General features: G+C 42.5%; 11 protein-coding genes. 1 reads left to right on the top strand and 10 read right to left on the bottom strand.

The genetic code is table 11. From position 1 onward, the window contains the following. Positions 1-9: 9 nt before the first annotated feature. Positions 10-183 (bottom strand): 30S ribosomal protein S21, encoded by a 174-nt coding sequence (gene rpsU / locus CE058_RS14285; protein WP_009333009.1) that lies wholly within the window; start codon positions 181-183, stop codon positions 10-12. A 240-nt stretch (positions 184-423) separates the two neighbouring features. Here rpsU and CE058_RS14290 point away from each other — a divergent pair, with 240 nt between their 5' ends. Beyond that, positions 424-1,344, top strand: coding sequence for a Na/Pi symporter (locus tag CE058_RS14290; RefSeq protein WP_163143508.1), 921 nt, complete (start codon positions 424-426; stop codon positions 1,342-1,344). A gap of 304 nt (positions 1,345-1,648) precedes the next feature. On the opposite strand, the gene deoC is transcribed toward CE058_RS14290, so the two are convergent. The 9 genes from deoC to hemW form a co-directional block, all read right to left on the bottom strand. Next, a complete protein-coding gene (deoC, locus tag CE058_RS14295) occupies positions 1,649-2,320 on the bottom strand; it encodes a deoxyribose-phosphate aldolase (RefSeq protein ID WP_163143511.1) in 672 nt (223 codons plus the stop codon). Between the two features lie 428 nt (positions 2,321-2,748). Next, the gene (gene mtaB, locus CE058_RS14300) at positions 2,749-4,101 is read right to left on the bottom strand and encodes a tRNA (N(6)-L-threonylcarbamoyladenosine(37)-C(2))-methylthiotransferase MtaB (RefSeq protein WP_163143514.1); all 1,353 of its coding nucleotides are present in this window, start codon (positions 4,099-4,101) and stop codon (positions 2,749-2,751) included. A 6-nt stretch (positions 4,102-4,107) separates the two neighbouring features. Then, complete coding sequence (locus tag CE058_RS14305) at positions 4,108-4,857, bottom strand: 16S rRNA (uracil(1498)-N(3))-methyltransferase (RefSeq protein ID WP_048010296.1); 750 nt, start codon at positions 4,855-4,857, stop codon at positions 4,108-4,110. A gap of 129 nt (positions 4,858-4,986) precedes the next feature. Then, a complete protein-coding gene (gene prmA / locus CE058_RS14310; RefSeq protein WP_076257470.1) occupies positions 4,987-5,925 on the bottom strand; it encodes a 50S ribosomal protein L11 methyltransferase in 939 nt (312 codons plus the stop codon). Between the two features lie 20 nt (positions 5,926-5,945). After that, positions 5,946-7,064, bottom strand: coding sequence for a molecular chaperone DnaJ (dnaJ, locus tag CE058_RS14315; protein ID WP_163143518.1), 1,119 nt, complete (start codon positions 7,062-7,064; stop codon positions 5,946-5,948). A 98-nt stretch (positions 7,065-7,162) separates the two neighbouring features. Next, positions 7,163-8,992 (bottom strand): molecular chaperone DnaK, encoded by a 1,830-nt coding sequence (dnaK, locus tag CE058_RS14320; protein WP_048010299.1) that lies wholly within the window; start codon positions 8,990-8,992, stop codon positions 7,163-7,165. 25 nt (positions 8,993-9,017) lie between these two features. Further along, positions 9,018-9,629, bottom strand: coding sequence for a nucleotide exchange factor GrpE (grpE, locus tag CE058_RS14325; RefSeq protein WP_048010300.1), 612 nt, complete (start codon positions 9,627-9,629; stop codon positions 9,018-9,020). A 95-nt stretch (positions 9,630-9,724) separates the two neighbouring features. Further along, a complete protein-coding gene (hrcA, locus tag CE058_RS14330) occupies positions 9,725-10,756 on the bottom strand; it encodes a heat-inducible transcriptional repressor HrcA (RefSeq protein WP_163143622.1) in 1,032 nt (343 codons plus the stop codon). Between the two features lie 121 nt (positions 10,757-10,877). Then, a complete protein-coding gene (hemW, locus tag CE058_RS14335; protein WP_048010301.1) occupies positions 10,878-12,011 on the bottom strand; it encodes a radical SAM family heme chaperone HemW in 1,134 nt (377 codons plus the stop codon). Positions 12,012-12,096: the final 85 nt, after the last annotated feature.

Below are 12,096 nucleotides of genomic sequence, written 5' to 3' on the forward strand. Positions count from 1 at the left end.
CACCCTCTCTTACCACTTACGCTTTCTAGCAGCCTCAGACTTTTTCTTACGTTTAATACTAGGTTTTTCGTAGAATTCGCGCTTTCTTGCTTCCTGCAAAGTACCAGTTTTTGATACTGAACGTTTGAAGCGACGAAGAGCATCTTCAAGCGATTCGTTTTTACGAACGACGGTTTTAGACATTCTCTTTCCCTCCCTCCGAGCACAACACACTTACATCAACAACATGGTTTATTCCATGTACCTTGCAATTATAATATAACAGCTTATCAAGGTCAACAGTATTTAGCCTGCTGCGGGATTGATTTTTATTAGTTTGTGATTATTTAATACCCCTTTCCTGACAAGCTAAACAATTTTTTTGTACATAAGCATGTCCCGGCAGGGTGTTCCATAGTATTAAATGTAGGGGGTGAATGCTGCTTGGTCCAGCTGTTATTATTTTTTCTGCTAATCGGGTTATTTATTTATGGTATGACACTCTTACGGTCGGGTCTTTTTAATTTATCTGCAGGTTCATTAAAGAATTGGCTGGCAGTTGTGACTAATTCACCTTGGAAAGGCACTGTGATGGGCACAATCGTGACGGCTGTCCTGCAAAGCAGTTCAGCGGTAATGATTATAACAATTGGAATGGTTTCTGCACGGATGCTGACTTTTCCCCAGACGATTGGCATCATATTAGGAACCAACATAGGTACAACATTTACGACAGAGTTAATCACTTTTAATATTGAATCATATATTGTTCCGCTTGCTGCTGCCGGGAGCATCCTGGCTGTAATGAGAAATAAGAGCTTGCGAAGCTCCGGTCTGGCATTACTTGGATTATCAGCGGTTTTTGCTGCAATGCGCGGGTTTGAATACCTTGCTGGTTCTGTTAAAGATAATGATATGGTCAACCACTGGCTGCTTACCTTGGATGGGAATTATTTGTTCGCTGTGGCTGCCGGAATTGTCCTTACGGCTATCATCCAATCAAGCACGGCAACAACTGGCATCATAATGGGATTTTTAACTGCTGGCGCAATGGATTTGGATACCGGTATTGCCATAATGCTTGGATCTAATATAGGTACATGCGTAGACGCATATTTAGCATCCATCGGTTCAGGAAAAGAAGCAAAACTGACTGCCTTTGCCCATATTTGGCTGAACTGTTTGGGTGTGGCGGCCTTTTATCCTTTTATTCATGTCCTTGCTGTCGCAGGAGAGAGTGCAGCCAGTTCCCCGGACGTGCAGCTTGCACATATCAGTGTTTTATTTAATGTAATATCTTCCCTGCTTGTTCTCCCATTTGCAAATCAGTTTGGAAGGTTTGTCATTAGTCTGCACGGCCGATAAAAAATAAAAAATACCGGGAAATCCCGGCATTTCCTACAACAATTATAATATTTTAGAATTTCGATAATTGTCCAGTTCCAGGCGCCATCTGCTCACGGGTCTAAGCAAATCCGTCCAAAAGGTTAAAGAACAACCTTTCAGCCGGATTGTCTTATGCTTGGGGCCCGCACGATGCGGGTCATGCAGACGTTTCACAGGACAAGTATAGCTGCGGCAGCGATACATCGCACGACCAAAAGCGGTAGTTTTCGGGAGGACGTGGCAGTTTAGTCTGCGTTTTTTTAAACGGCGCCTTCCGCTTTTCTTAGTAATCAGAATCGCTTGTTAAACCTTTGACAATAGCAGCGCCAGAGCTTGCTCCGATTCTCGTTGCACCTGCTTCAATCATCTTCTGTGCATCTTCTGCGCTTCTTACTCCGCCCGAAGCTTTTACGCCAAGATCGGGTCCGACAGTTTTTCTCATTAGGGCGATATCTTCAGCTGTTGCGCCGCCAGTTGAGAATCCTGTAGATGTTTTAACAAAGTCAGCACCAGCTTTTACAGATAGCTCACATGCTCTAATTTTTTCTTCTTCAGTCAGAAGGCAAGTTTCGATAATAACCTTGGTTAATGCTTTTCCTTTTGCAGCATCTACAACCGCACGAATGTCCCGTTCAACCAGCTCATTGTCTCCGCCTTTTAAAGCGCCAATGTTAATGACCATATCTACTTCTGTTGCACCGTTTTCAATGGCATTCTTTGTTTCAAATGCTTTTGTTTCAGGTGTTGAAGCTCCCAGCGGGAATCCGATTACTGTGCAGACCTTCACTTCGGTTCCGTTAAGCAGGTCGCTTGAAAGTTTAACCCATGTCGGATTAACACAAACAGAAGCGAAATTGTATTCTTTAGCTTCCGCACAGATTTTTTCTATTTGGTCTTTTGTTGCATCGGCTTTTAGTAATGTATGATCGATCATTTTTGCTACGTTATTTGTCATTATAACTACTCCTTTATAAAACAGTTGTACGTACCTCTTCATAATATCACTTAGATAAAAAAATATCGAGCACTATTTATATTTTTTGTAATCGTTTTCGAAAGTAGTTTTCCCAAAAAATATTAATAAATTTATCAAAGTCACGTTTCTCATAGATGATGTCTGTGCTTGTGAATTCAGCCCGTTGTTTCCGCTGCGGACACTTGCTTTCCGCGGGGGAGAACGGAGCTCCTCAGCTTCGCCTGCGGGGTCTCCCGCAGGACAATGATTAAGCTTCCTTGACTAAACACCGCACGAAGAAAATGCGAATGCATTTTCGAGGATCAATTGCCCTTCGCTCCAATCAACTCAGTGATTCTAAACAAATAAGCAATAAACTAAACAATTACTGCTTATCAAAAAAAAGGAACTACCAAAAGGTAATTCCTTTAAACTGCCGCCTCTTCTGTTTCGTTCAATTCATCTAGAACTCTTACAAATTGACCTTCATTGTATGGGTAGCCAGCTTTTGTAATTTTCACTTTTACGATCTGGCCTACCATTTCTTCTGTTGCCGGGAAGACGATTTTTAAATAATTGTCCGTGTATCCGACAAATAAATTGCTGTCACTGCTCTCTTTAAAGCTTTCCTCCGGGATCACTTCGAGAACTTCACCTTCGTACTGAGATGCATATTCTTTTGCAAGCTGATCTGACAGAGCAATAAGGTGATGAACACGCTCGTTTTTGACTTCTTCATCGATCTGGTCGTCCATTCTTGCCGCAGGCGTTCCTGTACGCTTTGAGTACGGGAATACATGAAGCTCAGAGAACTGATGCTCTTTAATAAAGTTGTAGGTTTCCATAAATTCTTCTTCTGTTTCCCCCGGGAAGCCTACGATAACATCAGATGTAACAGCCAAACCTGGAAGAGCTTCCTTCAAGCGCTCGAGACGCTCAGCAAAAAATTCCATGGTATATTTGCGGCGCATTCTTTTAAGAACCGTATTTGAGCCTGACTGCAGAGGAATGTGCAAGTGCCTTACCACGACCTTGGACTTATCCATAACTTCAATGACTTCATCGGTAATTTGGCTGGCTTCAATTGAAGAGATTCTTAAACGTTTGAGACCTTTTACCTGAGCTTCCAGATCCGTAAGAAGCATAGCCAGATTGTAATCCTTCATGTCTTCGCCATATCCGCCTGTATGGATTCCAGTCAGGACGATTTCTTTATATCCGGCATCAACAAGCTGCTGAGCCTGCCGGATTACTTCTTTCGGGTCTCTTGATCTCATTAAGCCGCGCGCCCAGGGAATAATACAGAATGTGCAGAAGTTATTGCAGCCCTCCTGAATTTTAAGGGAAGCACGTGTCCGATCAGTAAATGCCGGCACATCAAGCTCTTCGTAGACACGGTTCTTCATGATGTTTCCGACGCCATTGATCGGCTGCCGTTCTTGTTTATATTGCTCGATATATTCAAGCATTTTCACCCGATCCTGAGTCCCTACAACGATATCAACTCCAGGGATTGCCATAATTTCGGCAGGTGAGGTTTGTGCATAACAGCCTGTTACACAGATAACGGCATCAGGGTTTTTTCTGATTGCCCTTCTGATTACCTGACGGCTTTTCTTATCACCGGTATTAGTAACCGTACAAGTATTAATCACATAAACATCTGAAACGGATTCGAAGTCTGTCCGTTCATAGCCAGCTTCTTTGAACAGCTGCCAAATGGCTTCTGTTTCGTAATGATTGACTTTGCAGCCAAGTGTATGAAATGCAACTGCAGGCATCTATATTCACCCCATTAATTCAAAATGATAGGAAACAGCTGACAGCAAATAAAGAGGCGCTGTCTCTGTCCTTAAAATACGCGGTCCCAAACCGCAGGCAAGAAAGCCTGCTTCGAGCAGCAATGAAACTTCATTATCTGCAAGACCGCCTTCAGGTCCGAATACAACTAAAAGGGATTCTCCTTTGTTCATGGAAGAAAGTGTTTTATAGAGCACAGAGTCCTCTCCCTGCTTCGCTTCTTCCTCAAAGGCAATCAATTTATATGAATAATCAGCTGATATTTTCAGCAATGACTTTAAATCAAGCGGTGCAAGCACTTCAGGCACTATGCTCCTATGTGACTGTTCAGCAGCTTCTTTAGCAATCTTCTGCCATCTCTCTGCTTTCTTCACTGATTTCTTCGCATCCCATTTTACTACTGAACGAGCTGAAGTAAAAGGGATAAAACGGCGCGCTCCCAGCTCAGTGCCCTTTTGAATGATCCACTCCAGCTTATCCCCTTTAGGCAGTCCGCTCACAATAGTAATATCTGCAGGAAGCTCAGAAGATCCTTCAATCCATTGTACAACTTCTGCAGCCACATGTTCATCGGTAATTTCTGCAATTGAGCAAAGTGCACTATTTTGGGATGGATCGACACAGATAATTTTGTCGCCTTCTTTCATGCGCATTACCTTCACTATATGATGACGGTCTTCTCCTGTAATATGAAAGTACTTATCTTTAACTGCATTTTCTGTGAAATACCGCTGCACAATCGGCACCCTCTTTCTTACCTGTTCAAGATCCTTTCAACTGTAAAAAGGAGGGTAAGTTCATTACCCCCTTTTTACGGTATATCCAGCTCCGGCCCCTCCCATCCCGGGAAGCCGGAGTTTTTCTAATTACTTTCTCCTTGCTACAATGGCAACCCAATCTTCCATTTGTATCGTCTCTTCTATTTCAAACCCTGCAGCGGAAATAGCATCCCTTACTTCCTGTTTCTTCTGCTGGATAATGCCTGAAGCGATGAAGTATCCGCCTTCCCTTACGACTGACGCAACATCATCTGTAAAGCGAAGAATTACTTCTGCAAGGATGTTGGCAACGACTACATCTGCTCCCTGGCTGACACCATCGAGCAGATTCCCTTGTGATACATCCACTATATTCTGCACTTTATTCAGCTTAATATTTAATTTAGCTGAATTTACTGCCACTTCATCAAGATCAAGGGCTTTTACCTTCCCTGCACCCAGCATAGCTGCAGCAATGCTTAAAACACCCGATCCTGTTCCTACATCCACAACATTATCTCCCTGTTTTACTGTTCTTTCAAGAGCCTGGATACACATAACCGTTGTGGGGTGTGTCCCAGTTCCAAAGGCCATGCCCGGGTCAAGCTCTATGATAAGTTCATCACTGCTGACAGGTGTGTAATCCTCCCAGGTTGGGACAATGGTAAAGCGTTCTGAAATTTTTACAGGGTTATAATATTTTTTCCAGGCAGTAGCCCATTCTTCTTCATTTACCTCACTGATGCTGACTTTATTTGCGCCAATATCGATGTTAAATAAAATGAGGTTATTTATTGCCTCTTTTATTTCATCAACTGTTTCCCCAAGGAAACTGTTTACTGGCAAATATGCTTTTACAATTACGCCTTCTTCAGGATAGTCCTGCGGATTGAGCTGGTAGATTTCACCGAATTGATCCTTTCTTTCTTTTACAAGTTCTAAAGGATCCTCTATTACAACTCCGCTTGCTCCGGCTTCATGCAAAATATTCGAAATCGGTTCAACAGCTTCATTTGCAGTATGAATACTGATTTCTGACCATTTCACTACTACCAACTCCCATTCCTTTATTCACCTTTAAAGGCTCGTTTTACTTTAGAAAAAAAGCTTTCTTCCTGTTCTCCCTGTGGAACTGTTCCGCTGACTTCAGCAAACTCGCTTAAAAGCTGCTTCTGTTTTTCGGTCAGCTTTGTCGGAGTAATAACACGGACAATAATGTGCTGATCTCCAGTTCCGTATCCTCTTACATTTGGCACACCTTTTCCCTTCAGACGGAATTTGGTTCCTGTTTGTGTGCCTGAAGGGACTTTAAGTTTTACTTTCCCATGCAGTGTCGGCACTTCTATTTCATCGCCGAGGGCAGCCTGCACAAATGTTATAGGCATTTCACAATAAACATCATCGCCATCACGCTCAAAGAACTCATGTGACCGCACATGGAATACAACATAAAGGTCGCCTGGAGGTCCTCCGTTAACACCTGGTTCCCCCTGGCCTGCTACGCGAAGCTGCTGGCCATCATCAATGCCTGCAGGAATTTTCACGTGTATCTTTCTGCGTTTTTGCACTTTACCGGCTCCACGGCAGGTTGTGCACTTTTCTTTGATTTCTTTGCCGGTACCATTACAGTAGTGGCAAACTCTTCTATTTACGATCTTGCCAAATGGCGTATTTTGTTCAACATTCAACTGACCTGATCCATGACAATGACGGCATGTTTCCGGCTTAGTTCCCGGTTTAGCGCCTGACCCGCTGCATGTATCGCACGTCTCTTCACGCGGAATTTCAATATCGGTCTCTTTGCCAAATACTGCTTCCTCAAAAGTTAAGGACATGGTGTACTGTAAATCTGCACCCTGTCTTGGAGCGTTAGGATCACGTCTGCGGGAGCCCCCTCCGAAGAAGGTGCTGAAAATGTCTTCAAATCCTCCGAAACCTTCAAAACCGGCTCCGCCAAAGCCCTGATTAGGGTCAGTATGGCCAAATTGATCATAGTGGGCCTTTTTCTGGTCGTCGCTTAGGACTTCATATGCTTCTTTAACTTCCTTGAACTTCTCGTCAGCATCAGGCTCTTTGTTAATATCAGGATGGTATTTCTTTGAAAGCTTTCGATAAGCCTTCTTAATTTCATCCTTGGATGCACCCTTGCTGATTCCGAGAACCTCATAGTAATCCCTTTTACTCATGATTACCACTCCCCGATTCATTTCACATAAAGATTATTGTATCAAAAATAAAAGCCAAAGCCAAGAAAGACCTGACTTTGACTTAAAAGATTCAGAGGTTATTTATCGTCTTTAACTTCTTCGAACTCAGCATCTACAACGTTATCGTCACCATTTTTGCTTTCAGCACCTTCTGCGCCCTGAGCTCCCTGAGCAGCCTGCGCCTGCTCATAAAGCTTCATTGTTAACGCCTGGACAACTTCCTGTAAAGCATCTTTCTTAGTACGGATTTCATCCAGATCGTTCTTTTCAATTGCAGCTTTTAGTGCATCTTTAGCTTCATTTGCTTTGTTCACTTCTGCTTCATCCACTTTGCCTTCAAGATCTTTTAGAGTCTTTTCAGTAGTGAATACCAGCTGGTCCGCTTCATTGCGGAGTTCAACTTCTTCTTTGCGTTTCTTATCAGCTTCAGCATTTTCTTCAGCTTCTCTTACCATTTTTTCAATTTCTTCATCAGATAATCCTGTTGATGATTTGATCGTAATGGCTTGCTCTTTGTTTGTGCCAAGGTCTTTAGCGCGTACGTTTACGATACCATTTTTATCAATATCAAAAGACACTTCGATCTGAGGCACACCGCGCGGTGCTGGAGGAATATCTCCTAGCTGGAAACGGCCAAGTGTTTTGTTATCCGCTGCCATTGGGCGCTCCCCTTGAAGAACATGGATATCAACAGCAGACTGATTATCAGCAGCAGTTGAGAACACCTGGGATTTTGATGTTGGAATAGTTGTATTGCGTTCAATCAGCTTAGTGAACACTCCGCCCATTGTTTCAATTCCAAGAGACAAAGGTGTTACGTCCAGAAGGACAACATCCTTAACATCACCAGTGATGACACCGCCCTGAATAGCTGCACCCATAGCTACAACCTCATCAGGGTTAACTCCTCTGTGCGGTTCTTTTCCTGTTTCTTTTTTGATTGCTTCCTGTACAGCCGGAATACGCGTTGAACCACCGACAAGGATAACTTTATCGATTCCTGAAGGAGTCAAACCAGCATCCTTTAATGCCTGGCGTGTAGGTCCCATTGTACGTTCAACAAGATCTGCTGACAGCTCTTCAAATTTAGCTCTTGAAAGTGTCACTTCCAGGTGTAAAGGTCCAGCTTCGCCGGCAGTAATAAATGGAAGTGAAATTTGTGTTGAAGTTACACCGGAAAGATCCTTTTTCGCTTTTTCAGCAGCATCTTTTAAACGCTGCAGAGCCATTTTATCTTTAGAAAGGTCAATGCCGTTCTCTTTTTTGAATTGATCAACGAGGTAATCAATAATTACCTGGTCAAAATCATCTCCGCCAAGACGGTTATCCCCGGCAGTGGATTTTACTTCAAATACACCATCGCCAAGCTCAAGGATAGATACGTCAAATGTACCGCCGCCAAGGTCATAAACAAGGATAGTCTGGTCTTCATCCATTTTATCAAGTCCATATGCCAACGCTGCAGCAGTCGGTTCGTTGATGATTCGTTCAACTTCCAAGCCGGCAATTCGGCCTGCATCCTTTGTAGCCTGACGCTCAGCATCATTGAAATATGCTGGAACTGTGATTACCGCTTTAGTAACCTTCTCGCCAAGATAGTCTTCTGCATAAGATTTCAAATATTGAAGAATAATAGCAGAAACCTCTTGCGGAGAGTATTCCTTTCCTTCAACCTCTGTTTTATGATCTGTACCCATATGGCGTTTAACGGACATGATGGTGTTCGGGTTTGTAATAGACTGGCGCTTTGCCACCTCACCAACCTGACGCTCGCCGTTCTTAAACGCTACAACTGATGGCGTTGTACGGTTGCCTTCCGGATTTGGAATTACTTTCGGTTCGCCGCCTTCAAGTACAGCGACACATGAGTTTGTTGTACCTAAATCGATTCCGATAATTTTGCTCATGTTCTTTACCTCCCCAAATATGTAGTTATTGATTTACTTTAACCATTGATGGACGAATGACCCGATCCTTTAGCTTGTAGCCTTTTTGGAACTCCTCGACCACGATATTGGAATCAAAATTCTCATCTTCTACCTGCATTACAGCCTGGTGCATATGAGGGTCGAATTCTTTCCCAACTGCCTCAATCTGTTCTGCGCCTTCTTTTTTTATAGCCTCCACCAAGCTTCGATAAACCATTTCCATTCCTTGAAGAATAGATTTAGCCTGTTCATTTTCAGCTTCCATCTGAAGTGCTCTTTCAAAATTGTCAAGCGCAGGCAGCAAATCAGAGATTAAGCTTTGTGCTCTATATTTTTCAGACGCTTCAAGGTCCAGCCTTGCACGGCGCCGGGAATTTTCAAAATCAGCCTGAAGACGGTAGATGCGATTTTCAGCCTCTTCCAGCTTACCTTCCAATTCAGCTATTTTTGCATTTGCTGCTGTAAGGTCTGAATCAGTTCCCTCTTCAGTACCTGCTTCTGCTTCATCAGCCTCTGCAAATACCTCTTCAATAGGAGCCTCATTTTCAGTTCCTTCAGGTTCGTTGGTTTGTTCATTTAATTCATGACTCAATGTCTCTTTCTCTTCTGCCAACATGTTCACCTCCCTTAAAGAATCGCTGTATTATAGAATAAAAAAACATAAGGAAAGGAGTGGAAAGGTTTTTCCACCCTTAATCAATATCTCCACCATCATCTGTTTTGATACAACTTGGATAAAACAGATGATAAGTCTGCACTGATATAGTTCAATAAGCTGATGACTCTTGAATACTCCATTCTGGTAGGGCCCAGAATGGCAATTGTGCCGAGCTGTTCGGTGCCGATTGAATAGCTTGCTGTTATCAGACTGCAGTTTTCCATTGCTGAATTATTATTTTCCCGGCCGATTTTAATATTGATCCCTGACTTGTTTTTACTCAGTAAATCATATATGCCTTTTTCCTGCTCGATCATATTCATGAGGTTTTTAACCTTTTCAATATCATGAAACTCCGGCTGGCTGAGCATATTTGTTTTACCGCCAAAGAAAAGCTTATCATAGGCAGGTATCTTTATTGTATCGGCAATTGAATTCAGCATTAGATCATAATTATTGATATGATGCCTTAAAAGGACGGCAACCTCTTTATATAACTTATTGTTCAGACTTTCCAATGGTGCACCGGCAAGACGTTCATTAAGGATATTGACGACTTTTTCCAAATCACCTGCATCAATGTTTTCCGGCAAGTGGAACATTCTGTTTTCCACATGGCCTGTATCTGTGATAATAATTGCTATCGCTGTTTCTTTATTCAAAGGAACAATCTGAATTCTCTTCAACTTGTTATCCCTTACTGCAGGCCCGAGGACTATGGATGTATAATTAGTCAGCTCAGATAGGATTTTTGCCGATTTTTGAACAATTTTCTCCAGCTCATAAATTCTTTCCGCAAAGATCGATTGTACTTTGTGGATATCATGCTGATTTAATTTTTGCGGGGATAAAAGGTGATCCACGTAGTAGCGGTACCCTTTTTCAGATGGAATCCTCCCCGATGAGGTGTGTGTTTTCTCAATAAACCCAAGTTCCTCTAAATCAGCCATCTCATTTCTGATCGTTGCGGAACTAAAAGAAATTTCTTCTTTTTTCGACAGAGTTCTCGACCCTACAGGCTGTGCAGTTTGAATAAAATCATCAACAATTACTTGAAAAATTAATAATTGACGATCTGTTAACACAGTTATCACCTCTGTTAGCACTCTTTGCCCCCGAGTGCTAATTCTACTAATAAATTATCAAATCATACGTGCAGTGTCAATAATTTGGCTTCCTTTTTTCCTGAAGGAATCCCCAGGCAGATTACCCTATAAAGGACTGAAATACTTCATTTCCGAGAAATCGGCCTCGCCTTGTCAATTTAATATGCTCTTCCCCGGCAATAATTAATTTTTTTTCGGTGTGCTGTTTAATTTGATTTTCAAAGTGCACAAGCGGGTCTTTGCCAAATTTCTCTTTAAAGCGACTAATTGAGACACCTGCAGTTTTTCTCAGCCCAAGAAACATTTCCTCTTCCATCTGTTCTTCAAGGGGCACCTTATGTTCTTCAAGGATCGGAAGCTGGCCCTTTTCAATTGGCTCCATATATTTTTTCAGGGGTCCGTGGTTTGAACGGCGAAGCCCATTAACATAGCCATGCGCACCTGCCCCAAAGCCGAAGTACCATTCATTATCCCAATAAGTGATGTTATGCCTGCTCTCATAGCCAGGTTTGGCAAAATTGCTGATTTCATATTGGGCAAATCCATGTTTGTCCATTTGCTCCATCAATAAGTCATACATTTCAGCTTCCACATCTTCTCCGGGTGTAGGCAGTTTCCCTCTCCTCATCAGATTATAGAATACCGTCTTGGGCTCAATGATCAGAGAATAGCCCGAATAATGAACAATATCCAATGTAAATGATGTTTCAAGTGTATCTTTAAAGTCCTGAAGTGTCTGGCCGGGAAGACTGTATATCAGATCAATGCTGATGTTATCGAAACCTACTTGTTTTGCAGCTTCAATTGACTGAAAAACATCTTTTGCCCGGTGTGACCTTCCAATTCTTTTTAAGAGTTCATCGTTGAAGGTCTGGACGCCAAAGCTGAGCCTGTTGACTCCGGCATCATGCAATATTTGAAGCTTTTCCTTAGAGAGATCTCCCGGATTAGCTTCAAATGTATATTCTGTGAAAGAGTCATAGGGAAGCTGACGTTTAATTGTGCTGCAAAGCTGTTCAAGCTGCTTCCCGTTCAGTGCAGTGGGTGTGCCGCCTCCGACAAAGATGGAGTCCAGGCGCGATGCCGGTGTTTCTTTCAAAGCAAGATCCATCTCTTTGTCAAGAGAGTCAAGGTATTCTTTAACCGGCTGGTTCTTCAAAAACACTTTATTAAAATCACAATAATGGCAGATATGTTCACAAAAGGGGATGTGTATATAAGCTGCTTTAATCATTCATTTCACTACTTTCCATCATTCAATCAACATTCATATACAGCAGTTTCCTAAATAAAAAGAGGCTAGTGCTGTTATTATTATG

Source organism: Bacillus sp. 22-7, from assembly GCF_010628845.1.
Classification (GTDB): Bacteria; Bacillota; Bacilli; order Bacillales; family Cytobacillaceae; genus Cytobacillus; species Cytobacillus firmus_B.

What these genes read in the sequence shown, in the direction of transcription:
- rpsU (WP_009333009.1), bottom strand. Translation starts at nt 183, where the DNA reads ATGTCTAAAACCGTCGTTCGTAAAAACGAATCGCTTGAAGATGCTCTT.
- deoC (WP_163143511.1), bottom strand. Translation starts at nt 2,320, where the DNA reads ATGACAAATAACGTAGCAAAAATGATCGATCATACATTACTAAAAGCC.
- mtaB (WP_163143514.1), bottom strand. Translation starts at nt 4,101, where the DNA reads ATGCCTGCAGTTGCATTTCATACACTTGGCTGCAAAGTCAATCATTAC.
- dnaJ (WP_163143518.1), bottom strand. Translation starts at nt 7,064, where the DNA reads ATGAGTAAAAGGGATTACTATGAGGTTCTCGGAATCAGCAAGGGTGCA.
- dnaK (WP_048010299.1), bottom strand. Translation starts at nt 8,992, where the DNA reads ATGAGCAAAATTATCGGAATCGATTTAGGTACAACAAACTCATGTGTC.
- grpE (WP_048010300.1), bottom strand. Translation starts at nt 9,629, where the DNA reads ATGTTGGCAGAAGAGAAAGAGACATTGAGTCATGAATTAAATGAACAA.
- hemW (WP_048010301.1), bottom strand. Translation starts at nt 12,011, where the DNA reads ATGATTAAAGCAGCTTATATACACATCCCCTTTTGTGAACATATCTGC.